An 18,215-nucleotide genomic window follows, 5' to 3' on the forward strand; every position below is an offset into this window, starting at 1 on the left:
CCACCCTTCTTTGCTACTATATATAAATAGAATAATGGATATCCCTACTATCAGACTTCTATGTCTCTGTGGCCAACAGGCAACCATGACTCTATCTCCCGACCTCACTTCTTTCCTGTATGCGATTTCTTTTCTAGAAAGGGCTTGCTTCCAGTGCAAACGTTTGTCGCATCCAACTATTTTTGGTAAAATAGGACCATTCACATGAAAGAAGAAATAACAATGGAAAATCAAACCTTAATGCAATATTTTGAGTGGTACCTGCCAGCTGATGGAAACCACTGGATGCGTCTTGCTGAAGATGCGCAACACTTAGCAGACTTGGGTATTCGTAAAGTCTGGATGCCACCTGCCTTTAAAGCTACTTCTAACAATGACGTTGGTTACGGTGTCTATGACCTCTTTGATTTGGGAGAGTTCGACCAAAAAGGGACGATTCGTACAAAATATGGCTTCAAAGAAGATTATCTGCAAGCCATTCAAGCCCTCAAAGCTGTGGGTATTCAACCAATGGCTGATGTCGTTCTTAACCACAAAGCTGCAGCAGATGGTCTAGAGGAGTTCGAGGTCGTTGAAGTCGATCCCATGGATCGAAACAACATCCTCACTGAGCCCTTCACCATTCAAGGATGGACTAAATTTACCTTTGATGGCCGAAATGGAGCCTATAATGACTTCCACTGGCATTGGTACCACTTCACCGGTACTGACTACGATGCTTCTCGTAATAAGAATGGGATCTACCAAATCCAAGGAGACAACAAAGGTTGGGCTCATGGGGATCTGGTGGACAAGGAGAATGGAAACTACGATTACCTCATGTACGCCGATATCGATTTCAAACACCCTGAGGTTGTAGAAAATCTCGATCAGTGGGCTGAATGGTTTATCGAAACGACTGGTGTAGAAGGTTTCCGTCTGGATGCAGTCAAACACATCGACTCCTTCTTTATGAAGAATTTCATCCACAATATCACTAAAAAATTTGGAGAAGATTTCTACGTCTTTGGCGAGTTTTGGAATGGGGATAAAGAGACCAACGATGAGTATTTGGAAAGTATTGATTACTTGTATGACCTGGTCGACGTAGCTCTCCACCAAAACCTCTTTAGAGCCAGCCAAGAAGGTGAACATTTCGACCTGCGAACCATTTTTGATGGAACACTGGCCCTAAATCATCCTGAACAGGCTGTAACCTTCGTGGACAACCATGATACCCAGAGAGGGCAAGCCTTGGAATCTACCATTGAAGAATGGTTTAAGCCTGCAGCCTATGCCTTAATTTTACTTCGTGAAGCTGGTTTGCCTTGTGTCTTCTATGGAGACTACTACGGTATCGAGGGCAAATTTGCACAAGAAAGTTTCCAAGAGGTTCTCGATCGTCTCTTATGGGTCCGTAAAGATCTGGCCTACGGGGAACAAACGGACTACTTCGATGATCCAAATTGCATCGGTTGGACACGCTCAGGAAGAGAAGATTCAGCACCAATCGCCTGCTTGATTTCGAATAACCAAGCTGCTACAAAAGTCATGGAGATTGGCTCATCATATGCAGGTCTCACCTACTATGATGTCCTAGAAAATTGTAGCGAAACTGTCCAAGTTCAAGAAGACGGTACTGCTGAATTCCCAGTGGCAGAACGCTCCATCAGCGTCTGGGTAGCCCAAGATACAGATGGCCAATAACCTTTATATGTAATTTTCTCCTAAGACCTATAGCTTCCTAGGAGATTTTTTCCTGTAAAAATTTTATAGGAAATACAGTTTCATTTTAGCACTATGAGAAAACGCTGTCAATGGGTATCGCGTCTATTTGAAAGAAATAAAGAGCATCAAAAAAAACTCGTTTTCCAGTTTGGAAAACGAGTCTTCTTTTTAGCTCAATTCTGCAATGATTTCTTTTAATTGGGCTTTGGTATGAACTCCAGCCACTTGTTTCACGACTTGTCCATCTTTTTTAAAGAGAAGAGTTGGGATCGACATGATACCGAATTGACGGGCTGTATTTGGATTTTCATCGACATCCATCTTACAGATTTTCAAATCATCTTCATGTACTTCTTCTGCCAACTGATCCAAGATCGGTGCTTGCATGCGACATGGGCCACACCAAGTTGCCCAAAAGTCAATCAAGACAAGTCCTTGGCTAGTTTCTTGTTCAAAAGTTGCATCTGTGATTACGTGTGCCATATTTCCTCCTTTTTCAGTAGCCATCTACTGATCTAACATTTCTACTTTTATTTTACACTAAAAGAGGCCATTTTAGAAATATTTGCTACGGTTACTCCTTAGGCCTCTTCTTTCTTCTTGCGCCAAAAGATGAGGCTAGAAGCTGTCAGGGTAAACAGACCTAAGAGACCCAGAGCATGTTCTTTGTTCCCTGTTTGTGGAAGCGTATGGTTTAGATGTTCTCCTCCTGCTGTAGAGTTGGTAGCAGGAAAATCTTCTACCAATCCTGATGAAACAAATTGAGGGCCATAGGATACTGCTACTGTATGATGAGGTTGCTCTTGTGTAGCTGATCCTGTCTTCATCTCCTCTACCTTGTCAGGAATAGTTGGGCTTGGTTGGACAAGATGTTCTGGGGTTGGAAGGATATATTCCTCCTTGTCGTGTACTTCTGGTGCTACTAGAGCAGCTCCTTCTATTTCTGGCAAGTTTGCATAGTCTGTATCGCCTGCACTTGGCACATAGACTGCCTTTTGGGCGCGGGTCTTTTCGACAATTGGAATCGCAGCCTGGATAGAATCTGTCTTAAAGGTTACTTCATATGGATGCTCCACCGTTAAATCAGATGGGTCATAGGTGTTAAAGACTAGGGCTAACTTGTGACCTTTCTTAACCGTATAGAGATTTGGTTGGAGATAGACCGTATAATCATGGTATTCCCCAACTTTTGGCTCGATACTAGCTCGTGAACTTGCTGAATCGTAGCCAGACTCAGGGTTGGCAAGGTTGATCCACCCTTTAGCGATCACCTTGTACTTGGTCTTGATGGTTTCGTATTCGGCTACAGATAAGTTGCTTAAATTGCTTCCCATCCAGAAAGCGTCTGCTGTTTTATCTTGCTTGACGCTACCATTTCCTACGACATCAAAGTCCTCATCTGCCACGTCTACCAAGAGGGCATTGAGTTGGAAATTCTTCCCTTGACCTTTAGCAAGAGCTGCTTTGAAATGAACGGGAATGTGTCCCTTGATCGTAGTGTCCTCAGTGACATCAGAAACAAAGGTCAGATTAGCCTTAGAAGAGGCTTTGCTGACTGTTTCATTACGGTTAGCGATCTCAACACCCGCAGCCGCATAGTCACTTGAAATGGTTTCTTCTAGCCGTTTCGAACTTGCATGTAAGAAGAGACGCTGACTGCTCTTCCAGTTATCATAGCTGGTCCACTTACTTGGATCATAGTTGTTTTGAGCTAGAACTGCTGGCAAACTTTCGACGTGATTGTCCACACCATAGAGGTAATGGGTCAGCCAAGTATTGAGTAGGTCATAGAAATCTTGGCCCTTGGCTGTGATCCCATAGCCACGAGACATAGCTGCTGGATAGACGTGGTCTCCTTGGTGGAGATAGAGCTTGACATCTTGGCCCGCTTTCTTGAGGGCATCGTACATGAGTTCAAAGTGTTTGGTTTTGACATTGTCATCATTCAAGCCATGGACGATCAGGGCGCTGGTCTTGAGATTTTTAGGATGAAGGGTATAATCCCGCTCTTTCCAGACATCACTGTAGTTGCGATCATGAGCGTACTGGTCCTTGTTCAATTGGTTGATGTAGTTGGAATAGTTTTGCCAAATCCCTGCCCAGTCGTCTTGATCCAGCATCCGCGTGCTAACGTAGAGGGAGAGCCATGAAAGGTCACTATAAGGTGCATTGCCAAATTGTGTCCCTTGGCTATTGAAATAATCATACCAAGAAGCAATCCCTGCTGCTGGAACGATGGTCTTTAGGCCTTCTACGCCAGTCGCTGCCACACCAAAGGTTGTGGTACCAGCCCAGGATAGACCGGTCATTGCGACATTGCCACTTGCCCAGTCTGCCTTGATTTCGATATTGCTAGTCTTATCGGTGTAGGCTTTGCGTTTGCCATTGACCCATTCGATGATATTCTTGAAGGCATTGATTTCGAGGTCAGACCCTGTCGTGTTAAATCCTTCTGATCCCTTGGTCCCAAGTCCAGCGCTTGAGATAAAGGCATAGCCTCTGACCAAGAAATAGTCGTACCAGTTGAGATCTTCGTAGTCATAGATATACTCGTAGGGACTGTAGTAGTACCAATCCGATGCTTTGGCTTTTTTCGCTGCTTCTACTGTTGTTTCACTGGCGACTGCTTGGCGTTTAGCTGGTTGCTCCCGCAACTTCTTCATGTCGTAGGATCCATCTGTCGGCAAGCCCAGACTTTCAAGAGTCACATAGTTTTCATCCAAGGTTCCCGCTACGTAAGGACGCGCTTCCAGAATGGTTGCTGCCTTAAAATCCCCTTGAGCGACTGCTTTTGGTAATTGAACAATGGCTTTGACTAAGTCAGGCTTGCCATCTGCATCGGTATCGTAGTCCGTTTCGACATAGACTGGGAAGCGTACAATTTGGCTGTCTTCATATTTGTAGTCTTGGTCTTCTTTTTCTCCCGTCGTATAAGGGAAAATCGGCTGGGCACGACCATTTAAAAAGAGCGGGCTTTTCTTTTCAGCACGATAGGCATCGTAGAGTTTCTTAGCTCTTTCGTACATCTTGGCCAATTCTGGCTGACTAACCTTACGAGTCAGATCTTCTGATTTTTCAATCAAGCCTAAACTCTTGGCAAAGCGTTCGCGATCTGCTTGGCTTTGGCCCAATTGGCTAGGATCTGTTGCTGCCCATTGAAGCAAGCCATTAACAGCATCCTGGACAGTCAACTCTTTAGAGCTCTGATCCGCTGCAAGGGTCGAATCTGTGACCTTTGCCAAATCCTGACTTGTTGCCGGTGCTTCTGAAGTAGGAGTGGATTGAGGTCCAGCTTCCCTATTTGTTGCTGCTGGAGTTGCTACTGGGACAGTAGGCTCACTTAGGGCTGTGTGGGCTTCTCTTGTAGGAGCTACTTGATTGGCACCTGCCGCCCGATCCAGCGATGCCTCACTTGAGCTTGCGCTTTCTTCACTAGAGCTAGTACTTGTGTCACGTGCTGTCGGTGTTGCTTCAGTAGATGGAGCATGGACCACTTCTGTCGATGGAGCTAGCTCTTCTGTCTGCTCATCTGCCGCTGCTACTTGATGCAAGACCATCGGCGCGAGCAGTAAGCTCGATGCGACAATGGAAACCATTGTTTTCTTTTTCATGTCAGTCTCCTTACATTTTGTAATCAATATAGCTATTATACTATGTAAGCGCTTTTATATCAATTTCTTTCCAAGAAAAAATCGAGGCAAATTTGCCTCGATCTAAAGATACTTATTTCACATGATCTTTTAATTCTTCTTGAGCTTTTTGGTTAGACTCTGCTTGCTCTTTCTTCCATTTTTCAAGAGCTTTGTTATAGTCTTCGGTTGTTACAGGCTTGTCTTGAAGCTTCATGCCTTTATAGACAACGTTGTCTTTCCCTTTACCACCGGTCCAGCCGAATGGTGCTGAGAATGGTTCTACACGAGTCAAGAATGGACGACCAGTCTTAGATGTTGTAGGAATTACCAAGGCACTATCTGTCAACCAAGCTTGAGCTGCTGCATATTTCTCAAAACGTTTGTTAAGATCCTTTGTTTCAGCTCCTGCTTCCGTTATCATCTTCTCAAAGTCGTACAAGCCAACTTTCTTAGCTGCCTCATTGTTTTCGCTTGGATCAAATCCAAGGAAAGTCTTAGTATTTTCACCAGATGAAGCTTTCAAGATATCCATGTAAGTTGATGGGTCTTGGTAGTCAGGGCTCCATCCAACGTTATCTGAGATATCCCAGTCTTCGTCTTCTGCTTTAGCAGCAAAGAGGGTCACGTTCAAGAGATCTTCTTTGGATAGCATATGGATGTCGACAACGACGTTGTCTTTTCCAAGTGAGCTTTCAACTGATTGTTTGAAAGATTGAGCACGTTGAACCTTCGATGGAGTCGTTTGGTCAACTGGCATATCCAAGTGGATTGGGAATTTCACGCCATCTGCTTCAAGTGCAGATTTCGCTTTCGCAAACTCTTCTTTGGCTTGTTTTGCGTTGTAAAGACCATTTTGACCATCATCAAGATTTGCATCTTTCCACTCGTCTCCATAAGTCACCAACTCAGTTTTAACCATTTCACCAAAGGTCTTGCCATCTGCTTGAACGAATGTAGGTGGGATGTAGAGGTTACGGATCAGTTTGCTTGCTCCATCTTTACCATTTGCTTGGGCAGCATAAGATTCACGGTCGAAGGCAAAACTGATCGCTTGACGGAAGTCTTTGTTCAAAAGAGCTTTCTTAGTAGATGATTTTTCTTCATCTGTTGTTTTTGCAGTGTACTTGTAAGACTGACGGTCGATATTAACCCCGATAACGAAAGTGCTGGCATCTTGAGGAGTGTAGATGATCTCATCTTTAAACTTCTTAGCTTGGTCTGTAAATCCAGGTCCAGTTGGGAACAATTTAGCAAGGCTAAGAGCATTGTCCTCAAATGAGTTGGCCAATTTACTTTGGTCTTGACCATCATAGTACTCTAGCTTAACATCTGTGACGTGAACATTGTCTTTGTCCCAGTAGTTTTCATTCTTACTCATCTCGATAGATGATTTAGAAGTGAAGCTCTTCAAGATGTATGGACCATTGTAAAGAAGGGAGCTTGTATCACTTGCTTGGGCGAATTTATCCCCTTTAGATTCTACGAATTTCGCGTTGATTGGGAAGGTAATTCCAAGAGTCAATTTAGAATTCCAGAAAGGCTCTGCCTGGTTTAAAGTAACTTGAAGGGTATGATCATCAACTGCTTTAATTCCTACAGCAGAGAAATCTTTATTTTTTCCGCTGACGTAGTCGTTCAAGCCTTTGATAGAATCTTGGATGATGTAGAGCATTTCTGATTTGTTATCAGCCGCATATTTGATTCCTGTTACGAAATCTTTAGCTGTTACATCTGCGTACTCTTCCCCTTCTGAATCATACCATTTGGCATCATCACGAAGTTTATAGGTATAAGTCAAACCATCTTTAGAAACTGTCCAATCTTTTGCAAGAGAAGGAACCAAATTTCCGTACTTATCATTTTCAAACAGACCATCAATCAAGTTCCCTGTGATTTCATGGGTTGCTGCTTTACCAGATGTGATATAGTTCAAGTTTTCAGGCTCCGTCTCATAGACATATGAGAATTTTTGGCCGTTACTTGAGCTAGATGATTTAGAACCTCCAGAACAAGCTGCTAAGATCCCTGCGGAAAGGAGAGCAACTCCTGCAAGTGCAATGACATTTCTTTTTTTCATATAAAACTCCTTAAGAAATTTTAAGTTTATTTTTAGATTATACCATAAAGAATTTCAGAAGGAAAGAAATTGTCAGAAAATTATTTTTTTTTCGAAAAAGAGAGTGGGACAGAAATCAGTCATTCGTTAGAATTCGATTTCGTCGTCCCACCTCCGCACAGTTGAGTAGGGCTGTAAAAGCTGATGAAATCAGCGTAGTAGAGCCCACTCAACCACTGCGTCTTGCTCGACAATCCAAAAACAATTAAGAGGCTAGGACTTTTGTCCCAGCCTCTTTTTATTTTCGTTTAAAACTAATTTGAGACTTTCCTTAGGTGAGTACGGACGTCAGCGAACTTCTACCAAGTCGCTCTTGAGGTAGGCATCGACCATGCGCTCTGTTGCAACTACAGAATCCAAGTGGGTCCGCTCATATGAGTGGCTAGACTCGATACCTGCTCCGAGGAGAGCATGTTTCACTTCTGCTCCTGCGCTCATGGCTGCAGAGGCATCTGATCCATAGAAAGGATAGATATCCAACTTATAAGGGATTTCTTGAGCTTTTGCCAAGGCTACCAAATGCTGACGGAATTCGTAGTGATACGGTCCTGAAGCGTCTTTGACACAGATGGATACCGTGTATTCATCCGTCGCTTGGTCATCTCCCATAGCCCCCATATCCACTGCCAAGTACTCTACCACTTCAGACGGGATACTAGAATTAGCACCATGCCCTACTTCTTCAAAGACTGAAAAGGCAAAGGTGGTCGTTACTGGCAATTGGATCTTCTCTTCCTTGTAGACGCGCAGAAGATTCAAAAGAATCGCTGCACTCACCTTGTCATCCAAGTGACGAGATTTAATAAAGCCGGTATCTGTCACAATGGTCCGTGGATCAAAGCTGACAAAATCACCCACTTCAATGCCAAGTGCACGAGTTTCTTTCTCATTGGTCACTTTTTCATCCAGACGGACTTCCATATTGTCCTGGGTCCGCTCGACAGTTCCCGCATCCTTGTATACATGACATGAAGTCTGATGGACCAAAATTGTCCCCGAATGGGTCTTTCCTGTATTGGCTACATGGACTGTACAATTTTCCCCTTCAATCATATTCCAAGGGAAACCACCGATACGGTCTAGCTTGAGGCGACCATCTGCTTTCACAGCGCGGACAATAGCCCCCAAGGTATCCACATGGGCTGTGACGTAGCGTTGCTTGTCTGTGATCACACCAGGCACGGTCACATTTACCCCACCCTTAGCAGTCCGAGTTACTTCATACCCAAAGCCTTCAATGGTTTTGACCAAGTAGTCTGCGATCTCCCGTGTAAAACCGGTCGGTGAAGGAATGGCTGTCAATTCCTGCAAATAAGTCACTGTCTGATTCATAATGCCTCCAAATGTGTTTTTCTTTATTCTAGCATGAAATAGGTGGAATAGCTAGAGGAGAGATTACAGGTTGGAGTTTTTCAACTCTTCCCGTACTTGCATTAGGAGAATGCCTAGTTTGTTCTTTCCAGAGCCATCTCCCCCATCAGCCCAGTAGGCGTCGTTTCGCGTATGTTCGATGATTATAGCATCTCCTGTCGCGAGCAATTCTTTCGCGATTTCTGGATTTTGGCTAAATTTCATCCGAAGGGCCTGAAGCATCACCTCATCTTTGACCTCTTCCCAAACTGGTCTCAAGGGATTTTGACGATTGCGCCCCTCTAAGGCAGCATCCATTGGAGATGCTATCTGACGAATTTTCTCTTGAATTTGGGGCACTAAAAACTTTTGTGCTTGAAAATAATGCTCTGATGTCGGCCAGATTTTGCTACCATCTGAAAAAGGATAGGGAGCAAAATTGGACATAAAACCATAATCATCATTTACTTTATAAAATTTAATTTCTTTCACCTTTATCCTCGATTCCAAAATCTCCTAATGATTTTTGCTTTTCTTTTAATAACTGTGGCACATAACCAGGCTCTACCTTTAAGAATAGCTTCAAGGTATCATGAATTCGCCAATAATTATCCTCAGATTTGTCCATAATAGTTGAAAGGAAGTGTTTCAAGTAGGGGATGTATTCAGAAAAACCATTACCCTCAACTAAGTAGTAAAAATATGAAATATCATAATAACTGTTTCCAGCCTGCTCTATAATTTGACAGACATAAGGAAATATATCTTTCCTCGCTTGATCGCCATTACCACTATCCGACTGAGTAGCCCAGTAGCTTTTAAGGGCATCTAATATGATCCGATTGGTATCATCATAGCCATACAGACGATGCGAAATCATCCACTCTAATTGCCCTTGACTGAACATCTGAGTCAGGATATCAAAGCCTTCTCTGATTCCCCAAATGGTCAACAATCTAGAAGCTTGATAGCGTATATAGTCATTATCACTGTCCAATAATGAAGTCAACTTTTGAATCGTTTCTTCAGGAACATCCTCTAGATCAACATCTTCTAATATGTCTGCATAATCAACCCCTTCAGGGACTTTATAAAATAAATCTTTTACTTCTTTATTGTTCATCACTTCTCCATTATTTGGGGAATTATTTCAACATCAATCCTCTAAAGTCACCGGAAAAATATCTTCCCCTCTGTGCATTTTTTCTTGCATTTCTTTCCACTCTAAAACCAATTTATAAAGTTCATTTGTAGGAATAAAGCATGGATCGCCTAATATTTCTTCCTCAAATTGGAAGTAAACTTCTGTTATTTCTTTTCCAATTTCAATCCCTAACAAATTACCATCAAAAGCATATTCTTCCATATTCCCAGAAATTACATTTTCCAAAGCTTCTCTGACATACAGATAAAAATCCGTAACTTCTGTCATCATAAAGGTTGTTAAAATTTTATAATTTTCTCTGCTATATAGGACGGTGAGTTCTATTTTGTCGTCGACACTCTTGAATAATTTATATTGTCTTTTTAACATTTGTTCTAGCCTATTTCTAATCCTCAAGAATTGAAAAATTATATTTGTTCCTCTTGAAAAAACTTATCATAGAGTTCAATGCCTCCCCACTAGCTTTATTCCAAGCATCCTGTGAGGCTATTCTATCCCTTTTGAGATACTTCTGGAAAAGTTTGTCCTCTTGACTTCCAAAAATACCTCAAAAATGGTCCTCACTGCTTTTTAATTCGTCTTTTTGTTCCCCTTGTAATTCAGGCTGAATATTTCGGTTCATGAAGGGATAATTGATATTGTGAGTGCTCTGTTGGATTTTCACTACAGAATTTTTATAGGCGAGAATTAAAGAAAGAGCTTACTAATACTTAATTTATAAACTCTTATTTGTTTATATTCCAACATAGATATAAAGAGTTATTTTAATCTTTACTCGCTAGAATTTCAGCCCCTTCGGGTAATATTTCTTCCAGTTCAGACATTGTGTATAAGCCTTGTGCTTTTGGATTTCCTCTTAAAGCCTCTGGAAATTGCCTAAAGAAGTTTTTATTAGCTTCTTCTTGTGTCACGTTCGGTGGCCAACAGTCGTTTTTTAGCTTGAAATGAATTTCTTTAAGTGTTTTTTCCCCAGACTTTAATAATTGAAATAGTTCTAATGGGAATTCATAAACCACACGCTGAGGGGCAATTCCTCCCTCCTCATCAACATAATAAAGATGATTACAATCTCTCCAGACATGCTGACCGTATCCTTTTACCTCTTCAAATTGGATAACATCTTCCCATTGTAGTCTTGTTGGTTTCATTTTATACCTTCCTTATTTTAGCAGTGATACATAATCATCAGGAAGTTTGCCTCTCCAGTCAATCCACATCTGCTCAGCAATCGGAATTAATGTCTTAAGCTCCTCCTGAGTAAAAAATTCCCAACTTTTAGGACTAGCTATTAAAGGAGTTAAGCCTTTTAATATAAATCGTTTCTCACTAGCCCTATTTTCTTCTTCCGTCGGTGGCCAACAGTCATTCTGAACTTCCCAGGAAACTTCTTGCAGCGTTCTATCTCCACTCTCTAATAGAGCAAATAATTCTTGTGGGAGTTCATAGATTACTAACCAAGAAGCTACTGTGCCTTCTTCTAAAACTAAATAGATTTTCCATATCCTTCAATTTCCTCAAATTGAATAACATCTTACCATTCTAGTTTTGTTGGTTTCATTTATACATTCTGGAATTCTGTCAATATTTTGGACACATTTTGGGAGGAAAATTTGAAGGCTAGCGCCCTTTGGTTGCTGGATCCCTTCTACGACCAATTCTCTGTACTCTACAGGGGACTGGTCATTCAATTTTTGTTGAATTCTAGTTTCATTATAAAATATGATGTAATTTTTGACAATATCGGTTATACTATCTCCAGTTATGTTTCTTCACTTATGGAGAGAGAAGGTTTCAGACTTGAGAACAGAGTGAAACCATTCGATACAGGCATTATCTGCTGGTGTTCCTTTTCGGGACATGGAGCGGGTGATGCCTTTTTCTATACAAGGCTGATAGTAGGCTTTTGAGGTGTAGACAGATCCCTGATCGCTGTGTAAAAGTACCCCTTGAGGTAGCTCAAGTTGATGAAGTGTATCGAGTACAAAGTTAGTATCTTGACACTCTGAGATGGTATAAGCTACTATTTCACGATTATAGAGATCCATGATCGAAGATAGATAAAGTCTACAGTTTCCAAAGTAGAGGTAGGTGATGTCTATGACAAGCTTCTCCATAGGCTTGTCTGCCTGGAAATCACGATCCAGCTTATTGTCTGTTACATGGTAAGGCTTCCCTAATTTAGGTCCCTTCTTGGGACGGGCACGGCAAAGGTAGCCCTTTTCCTTCATGATACGATAGACCTTCTTGCGATTAACGACGAGGTTATAAACTTTCTTTAGTAAGCGAGTGATGGTTCGATAGCCGTAAATAAAGTGATTTTCTATACAGAGTTGTTCGATTTTATCTGCTATTTCGCCTCTTTTCTGAGAATTCTTACACTCCTGTTTCCAGCGATAAAAGGTGGAGCGTTTGACGCCGAAACATTCTAAAATAATCGATACAGGGCACGTTTTCTTATACTCTTCTACTAGCTTGATAAGACTTACTTTGTCGATTCTCTTATCAAGTTCTGATACTTTTTTAGTAATTCTACCTGCAAACGTAACTGTTCTACTTCAGATAATTGTTTCATCCCTTTACCATAAGTATATTGTTTCCCCACAGGTTGGTGGAAACGGTACAATTCATCATTCTGATACCATTGCCACCAAGTCTTGGCCTGACTAGCATTTTTGATGCTGAGGGTATCCATGATAACTTTATTTGATTTGCCTGCCTTCTTCATTTCGATACTGGCTAGCTTAGTTTCTACTGAATATGCTTTTTGACCATAACAAAACATCCCTGTTTCTAGTTTACCAGAATTCAACGGGAGTGTTTTCTTGTGTCACATTTTATGGGTGCAGTGCCGACCCTAGGGATTCTTTCGTTCTCATATATACGTCATTAGTATAGGCTAATTTGATTTAAATTCCAAGAGAAATAACATTTTACATAAAAATCAGTGGGTATTTTACAATTTTTGCATATAATAGAGCTAAAAAACAACTGGTTTTAAGAATTCTTATCTGAAACATTCGGAAATTCCCCTTAACCGTAGCGGAAAGTTGTTTTCTTCTCCTATTTATAATAGACTATCACTAACATTAGATGAAAAGGTGACTCTATGACTATAAATCAACTGCTTCAAAAGCTGGAGCCTACTAGCCCTATCCTTCAAGCTAACTTTGGAATTGAACGAGAAAGTCTTCGTGTCGATAGACAGGGAAAATTAGCACATACGCCTCACCCTTCATGCCTAGGAGCTCGAAGTTTCCACCCTTATATTCAAACAGATTTTTGTGAGTTTCAGATGGAACTCATCACACCAGTTGCTAAATCTACCACTGAGGCTCGTCGATTTCTTGGAGCCATTACCGATGTAGCTGGACGTTCCATCAGTAAAGATGAACTTCTCTGGCCCTTGTCCATGCCTCCTCGTATCAACGCCCAAGAAATCCAAGTTGCCCAACTGGAAAATGAATTTGAACGCTATTATCGTAACTACCTGGCCGAAAAATACGGAACTAAACTACAAGCTATCTCAGGTATCCACTATAATATGGAACTAGGGAAAGATTTGGTTGAAGCCCTATTCCAAGAAAGTGACCAGATTGATATAATTGCTTTCAAAAACGCCCTCTATCTTAAGCTGGCTCAGAACTATTTGCGCTATCGTTGGGTGATTACCTATCTCTTTGGTGCTGCACCTGTTGCTGAGCAAGGCTTCTTCGACCAAGAAGTGCCAGAACTCGTGCGTTCCTTCCGAAACAGCGACCATGGTTATGTCAATAAGGAAGAAATACAAGTATCTTTTGCAAGCCTAGAAGACTATGTCTCTGCCATCGAAAACTATATCGAACAAGGTGATTTGATTGCGGAAAAGGAATTTTACTCGGCTGTTCGTTTCCGTGGACAAAAGGTTAATCGCTCCTTCCTTGACAAGGGAATCACCTACCTAGAATTCCGCAACTTCGACCTCAACCCCTTTGAGCGTATCGGTATTAGCCAAACTACCATGGATACCGTACACCTACTCCTTCTAGCCTTCCTCTGGCTGGATGCCCCTGAAAATGTTGATCAGGCTCTGGCTCAAGGTCACGCGCTGAATGAAAAAATTGCCCTCTCTCATCCTTTAGAACCTCTACCTTCTGAAGCTGAAACTCAGAACATTACGACAGCTCTAGACCAACTGGTGCAACATTTTGGGCTTGGTGACTATCATCAAGGTCTGGTCAAACAAGTTAAAGATGCCTTTGCAGATTCCAGTCAGACACTAGCTGCTCAACTTCTTCCTCATATCAAAGACAAGTCCCTTTCTGACTTTGCCCTTGACAAGGCGCTTGCCTATCATGATTACGACTGGACTGCCCACTATGCCCTTAAGGGTTATGAGGAGATGGAACTTTCTACCCAGATGCTGCTCTTTGATGCCATTCAAAAAGGGCTTCATTTTGAAATCCTAGATGAGCAGGATCAATTCCTTAAACTCTGGCATAAAGATCATGTTGAGTACGTCAAAAATGGTAACATGACCTCAAAAGACAACTATGTAGTTCCTCTTGCCATGGCTAATAAAACCGTGACCAAAAAAATCCTGGCTGATGCTGGCTTCCCTGTCCCTGCCGGCGACGAATTTACCAGTCTAGAACAAGGTCTAACCTACTATCCTCTTATCAAGGGCAAGCAAATTGTGGTTAAACCAAAATCAACCAACTTCGGTCTGGGCATTTCCATTTTCCAAGAGCCTGCCAGCCTTGATAACTATAAGAAAGCTCTCGAGATTGCCTTTGCAGAAGATACAGCTGTTCTTGTTGAAGAATTTATCCCAGGAACCGAATACCGTTTCTTCATTCTGGACAGGAGTTGTGAGGCCGTCCTCCTTCGTGTCGCTGCTAATATTGTCGGTGATGGCAAACATACCATTCGTGAATTAGTCGCTCAGAAAAATGCCAATCCATTGCGAGGCCGTGACCACCGCTCACCTCTGGAAATCATTGAGCTAGGAGACATCGAACAACTGATGTTAACTCAGCAAGGTTATGCACCTGATGATATTCTCCCAGAAGGGAAAAAGGTCAATCTCCGCCGTAACTCCAACATCTCTACAGGTGGCGACTCTATTGATGTCACTGAGACCATGGATTCATCCTATCAAGAATTAGCTGCAGCTATGGCGACTAGCATGGGGGCCTGGGCTTGCGGGGTTGACCTCATCATTCCAGATAAAACTCAGCCTGCTAGCAAGGAAAAACCTCATTGCACTTGTATCGAGCTCAACTTCAATCCCTCTATGTATATTCACACCTATTGTGCTGAAGGTCCTGGACAAGCTATCACTCCAAAAATCCTAGACAAGCTTTTTCCAGAAGTTGCCACGAGTCAAACCTAAAACCTCATTCTTAGGAACAAACAAATCACCTTTATCTCGATGATATGATACCTCTTAAGTAGACAAGGTAAATACCTAAAATCTACGGCTCTTTGTCAACTGTAGTGGGTTGAAGAAAAGCTAAGCTCGAGAAAGGACAAATTTCGTCCTTTCTTTTTTGATATTCAGAGCGATGAAAATTCGCTTCTTGCAGTTTTCAAAGTTCCGAAAACCAAAGGCATTGCGTTTGATAAGTTTGATGAGATTATTAGTCGCTTCCAATTTTGCGTTGGAATAGGATAACTGAAGGGCATTGATGATTTTCCCTTTGTCCTTTAGAAATGTTTTAAAGACAGTCTGAAAAAGAGAATGAACCTTCTTTATATTGTCTTCAATGAGTCCAAAAAATTTCTCTGGTTCCTTATTCTGAAAGTGAAAAAGCAAGAGCTGATAGAGATTATAGTGGTATTTCAAGTCTTCTGAATAGCTCAAAAGCTTGTCTAGGATTTCTTTATTGCCTAAATTGTCAAATTAAGTTAGACTTTTCAAGTAACTCAGAAAAACTTGGTAGGGTGATTGAAATAGTTCTAATGGGAATTCATAAACCACACGCTGAGGGGCAATTCCTCCCTCCTCATCAACATAATAAAGATGATTACCATCTCTCCAGATATGCTGACCGTATCCTTTTACCTCTTCAAATTGGATAACATCTTCCCATTGTAGTCTTGTTGGTTTCATTCTATACCTCTTTTACTTAAGTGGTAATACATAATCATCTGGAAGTTTGCCTTCAGATTCAATCCACTGTTTCTCCGCAATTGGAATCAATTCTTCAAGTTCTTCCTTAGAGAACAGTTTCCTATTTTTAGGGACATCTATCAAAGAAGCTGGATATTTACTTATAAATTTTCTTCTAGACTCTTTTCTCTCTTCTTCCGTCGGTGGCTAAGAGTCATTCTGAACTTTCCAGGAAACTTCTTGGAACGTTCTCTCCCCACTCTCTAATAGAGCAAATAATTCTTGTGGGAGTTCATAGATTACTAACCAAGAAGCTACGGTGCCTTCTTCTAAAACTAAATAATATTTGTCCTCATTTTTCCAAATGGATTTTCCATATCCTTCAATTTCCTCAAATTGGGTAACATCTTCCCATTCAAATTTTGTTGGTTTCATTTTATACGTTCCTTACTTAAGCTGCGATTCATAATCATCTGGAAGTTTGCTTCTTCAATCCACATTTACTTAGCAATCTGAATTATATAAATTATGAATGCTCTCTTTCGTACCATGATGTATATAATGGGCTGATCTTTTCAAATAATTCCTTTTCATATCTATATCTATTCTCTTTTACTTTCTCAACCAATTGACTAACTTTTTCAAATTCATTATTTTTGATCAATTTATCAATTAAATCTACATCTTTTTCATCAATGTTATGTGATGAAATATTTTTCATGATTATCTTTAAAATTTGATAAATTACCTCGTTATCATCTAATTTAGAAATCTCAGATCTTATTTCCCCTCGTTCAGTAAAAGCCATATTATATCTTCCATTTCCATCCTCTATTACAGAAATTCCTTCTGGAAAGTAGGGAGGTTGTTCGGAAAAATAAATTCCAAATTCATCTAATTTTAAATTTCCAATTTTTGCAACTTCGGATTCAATTTTGTTTTTTAATTTTATTATCATTTTATTATTTCTATTTCAATCTAAGTAAAAATCTACTTTTTTAATTCATCATTCGAGTTCTAATTTTAATGGCTTTACATAATTCGTTAATATCAGCAAAGGTTACCGTTCCAATAAATAATTAGCAATAATCATCGTTAATTCAGCAATAGTCTCGTTAGTCTGTTTTCTTATTTCAATATCATTATTCCAATAGTAAATGTCAGATAATCCCCCATGTGGTGGAAAAAGGGCTTGATAAATTGTCAATTTATCCCTTAAACTCATTTCTTTATTAGTATTTACATATTCTTTCAAAATATGTAGCTCATCCACTTGTGGACCAATATTTTTAATATTATATTTGTCAATGATAGACAACAAATGATCGATCTCTTCTAAAAAAATTTCTTTCATACTACTGTTCATCATTAGAAAAACCTCATTAACTAATGCTATTTTTTCATACTACAGTTAAGTTAAATTTCTTTAAACTCACTTTTGTTTAAATCCTATTCTACCAAAATATGGCCATGAATTCATACTAAAACAAAAAGAGAGCAGCAAACTGAGCTGCTCTCCATTTTGTTTATTTTTCTACCATTCCGCCCTTGATCAGACTGTCTTTCGTTACTGAATAACTGACTGTATTGTCATCTAGCGGATTAAAGCCTGGTACGATTTCTTTTAATTTTTTCAAATCGATTTTTGTGTAATCAATGGTATTGCGAATATAAAAGATTCCATCTTTATATTCTGATGTCAGTTCAAATCCATGGCCCATCAGATCTTTGAATGTTTCTTGGCTCTTGGCAACGGCTTCTTTCATGGATTCAAGAGGGTTCTCACCAGGCACTTTTGAGACGTCGTAATCATCAACTTTTTCTTGTACCAACAAGGTATCTCCCTTGTAATACAAGGTTACAGTGGTCTTACCTGCTTCATCACTCGTTTCAAGAACGGTTTTTTGAGCACCTGCTAGTGCATCTTCTTTTTTGCTTTCATCAGTTGATGACTCTTCTGTCTTTTCTTTAGCGGATGATTTGCTTGTTGCTTTACTCGTCGCTTTACTGGACGATTGACTAGTAGATTTTGTAGTCTCTTTTTGTGCGCAACCAGCTAAAAGAAGACCCGCTGTCAAGAAGACGGCTAACAATTTTGTGGTTTTATTCATTTTGAATCCCTCACTATTTTATGATGGTTAAGGAAATGACTGA

14 protein-coding genes and 4 pseudogenes are annotated in these 18,215 nt (G+C 40.6%); 2 read left to right on the plus strand and 16 right to left on the minus strand.

What is annotated here, in order from left to right:
- The first annotated feature begins 204 nt into the window (after positions 1–204).
- Entirely contained in the window at positions 205–1,686 is a 1,482-nt protein-coding gene (locus QM830_RS04405; RefSeq protein WP_414325753.1) for an alpha-amylase, read from the plus strand.
- Between the two features lie 189 nt (positions 1,687–1,875).
- Here QM830_RS04405 and trxA read toward each other — a convergent pair whose 3' ends face one another.
- From trxA to QM830_RS04455, 10 genes and pseudogenes are all read right to left on the minus strand, one after another.
- Positions 1,876–2,190, minus strand: coding sequence for a thioredoxin (gene trxA, locus QM830_RS04410; protein WP_003002728.1), 315 nt, complete (start codon positions 2,188–2,190; stop codon positions 1,876–1,878).
- A 98-nt stretch (positions 2,191–2,288) separates the two neighbouring features.
- Entirely contained in the window at positions 2,289–5,318 is a 3,030-nt protein-coding gene (locus tag QM830_RS04415) for a CocE/NonD family hydrolase (protein WP_414325754.1), read from the minus strand.
- Between the two features lie 112 nt (positions 5,319–5,430).
- Positions 5,431–7,416, minus strand: coding sequence for a peptide ABC transporter substrate-binding protein (locus QM830_RS04420; protein ID WP_414325755.1), 1,986 nt, complete (start codon positions 7,414–7,416; stop codon positions 5,431–5,433).
- Positions 7,417–7,743: 327 nt separating this feature from the next.
- The gene (locus tag QM830_RS04425) at positions 7,744–8,787 is read right to left on the minus strand and encodes a M42 family metallopeptidase (protein ID WP_195529342.1); all 1,044 of its coding nucleotides are present in this window, start codon (positions 8,785–8,787) and stop codon (positions 7,744–7,746) included.
- A gap of 63 nt (positions 8,788–8,850) precedes the next feature.
- Positions 8,851–9,297: an NADAR family protein gene (locus tag QM830_RS04430; RefSeq protein WP_414325756.1), complete on the minus strand. Its 447-nt coding sequence runs from the start codon at positions 9,295–9,297 to the stop codon at positions 8,851–8,853.
- Positions 9,284–9,928 carry a hypothetical protein gene (locus QM830_RS04435; RefSeq protein ID WP_414325757.1) on the minus strand — a complete coding sequence of 215 codons (645 nt, stop codon included), beginning with the start codon at positions 9,926–9,928 and terminating at the stop codon, positions 9,284–9,286. The genes QM830_RS04430 and QM830_RS04435 overlap by 14 nt, the downstream gene beginning before the upstream one ends.
- A gap of 33 nt (positions 9,929–9,961) precedes the next feature.
- Positions 9,962–10,339 (minus strand): hypothetical protein, encoded by a 378-nt coding sequence (locus QM830_RS04440; RefSeq protein ID WP_414325758.1) that lies wholly within the window; start codon positions 10,337–10,339, stop codon positions 9,962–9,964.
- A 395-nt stretch (positions 10,340–10,734) separates the two neighbouring features.
- Positions 10,735–11,118, minus strand: coding sequence for a hypothetical protein (locus QM830_RS04445; RefSeq protein ID WP_414325759.1), 384 nt, complete (start codon positions 11,116–11,118; stop codon positions 10,735–10,737).
- A gap of 12 nt (positions 11,119–11,130) precedes the next feature.
- A pseudogene (locus QM830_RS04450) lies at positions 11,131–11,495 on the minus strand (hypothetical protein).
- A 130-nt stretch (positions 11,496–11,625) separates the two neighbouring features.
- Positions 11,626–12,752, minus strand: a pseudogene (locus QM830_RS04455) (IS3 family transposase); the annotation flags it as partial.
- A 324-nt stretch (positions 12,753–13,076) separates the two neighbouring features.
- Here QM830_RS04455 and gshAB point away from each other — a divergent pair.
- Positions 13,077–15,341, plus strand: coding sequence for a bifunctional glutamate--cysteine ligase GshA/glutathione synthetase GshB (gshAB, locus tag QM830_RS04460; protein WP_195529344.1), 2,265 nt, complete (start codon positions 13,077–13,079; stop codon positions 15,339–15,341).
- Between the two features lie 120 nt (positions 15,342–15,461).
- On the opposite strand, the pseudogene QM830_RS04465 reads toward gshAB, so the two are convergent.
- The 6 genes and pseudogenes from QM830_RS04465 to QM830_RS04490 all read right to left on the minus strand — a co-directional run.
- Positions 15,462–15,845: pseudogene (locus QM830_RS04465) on the minus strand (ISL3 family transposase); the annotation flags it as partial.
- Between the two features lie 6 nt (positions 15,846–15,851).
- Positions 15,852–16,061 (minus strand): hypothetical protein, encoded by a 210-nt coding sequence (locus QM830_RS04470; RefSeq protein WP_009731257.1) that lies wholly within the window; start codon positions 16,059–16,061, stop codon positions 15,852–15,854.
- Between the two features lie 12 nt (positions 16,062–16,073).
- Positions 16,074–16,496 (minus strand): annotated as a pseudogene (locus tag QM830_RS04475) (hypothetical protein).
- A gap of 91 nt (positions 16,497–16,587) precedes the next feature.
- A complete protein-coding gene (locus tag QM830_RS04480) occupies positions 16,588–17,019 on the minus strand; it encodes a hypothetical protein (RefSeq protein WP_414325760.1) in 432 nt (143 codons plus the stop codon).
- A 102-nt stretch (positions 17,020–17,121) separates the two neighbouring features.
- Complete coding sequence (locus tag QM830_RS04485; protein ID WP_009731260.1) at positions 17,122–17,430, minus strand: hypothetical protein; 309 nt, start codon at positions 17,428–17,430, stop codon at positions 17,122–17,124.
- Between the two features lie 157 nt (positions 17,431–17,587).
- The gene (locus QM830_RS04490) at positions 17,588–18,172 is read right to left on the minus strand and encodes a DUF1307 domain-containing protein (RefSeq protein WP_009731261.1); all 585 of its coding nucleotides are present in this window, start codon (positions 18,170–18,172) and stop codon (positions 17,588–17,590) included.
- Positions 18,173–18,215 lie beyond the last annotated feature (43 nt).

The organism is Streptococcus sp. OMI750, assembly GCF_047463895.1.
Lineage (GTDB): Bacteria > Bacillota > Bacilli > Lactobacillales > Streptococcaceae > Streptococcus.

Excerpts from the sequence above, each read along its gene's own strand:
- QM830_RS04435 (WP_414325757.1), bottom strand. The coding sequence starts at position 9,928 with ATGAACAATAAAGAAGTAAAAGATTTATTTTATAAAGTCCCTGAAGGG.
- QM830_RS04490 (WP_009731261.1), bottom strand. The coding sequence starts at position 18,172 with ATGAATAAAACCACAAAATTGTTAGCCGTCTTCTTGACAGCGGGTCTT.
- QM830_RS04420 (WP_414325755.1), bottom strand. The coding sequence starts at position 7,416 with ATGAAAAAAAGAAATGTCATTGCACTTGCAGGAGTTGCTCTCCTTTCC.
- QM830_RS04440 (WP_414325758.1), bottom strand. The coding sequence starts at position 10,339 with ATGTTAAAAAGACAATATAAATTATTCAAGAGTGTCGACGACAAAATA.
- QM830_RS04445 (WP_414325759.1), bottom strand. The coding sequence starts at position 11,118 with ATGAAACCAACAAGACTACAATGGGAAGATGTTATCCAATTTGAAGAG.
- gshAB (WP_195529344.1), top strand. The coding sequence starts at position 13,077 with ATGACTATAAATCAACTGCTTCAAAAGCTGGAGCCTACTAGCCCTATC.
- QM830_RS04485 (WP_009731260.1), bottom strand. The coding sequence starts at position 17,430 with ATGATGAACAGTAGTATGAAAGAAATTTTTTTAGAAGAGATCGATCAT.
- QM830_RS04405 (WP_414325753.1), top strand. The coding sequence starts at position 205 with ATGAAAGAAGAAATAACAATGGAAAATCAAACCTTAATGCAATATTTT.
- trxA (WP_003002728.1), bottom strand. The coding sequence starts at position 2,190 with ATGGCACACGTAATCACAGATGCAACTTTTGAACAAGAAACTAGCCAA.
- QM830_RS04480 (WP_414325760.1), bottom strand. The coding sequence starts at position 17,019 with ATGATAATAAAATTAAAAAACAAAATTGAATCCGAAGTTGCAAAAATT.
- QM830_RS04425 (WP_195529342.1), bottom strand. The coding sequence starts at position 8,787 with ATGAATCAGACAGTGACTTATTTGCAGGAATTGACAGCCATTCCTTCA.
- QM830_RS04470 (WP_009731257.1), bottom strand. The coding sequence starts at position 16,061 with ATGAAACCAACAAGACTACAATGGGAAGATGTTATCCAATTTGAAGAG.
- QM830_RS04415 (WP_414325754.1), bottom strand. The coding sequence starts at position 5,318 with ATGAAAAAGAAAACAATGGTTTCCATTGTCGCATCGAGCTTACTGCTC.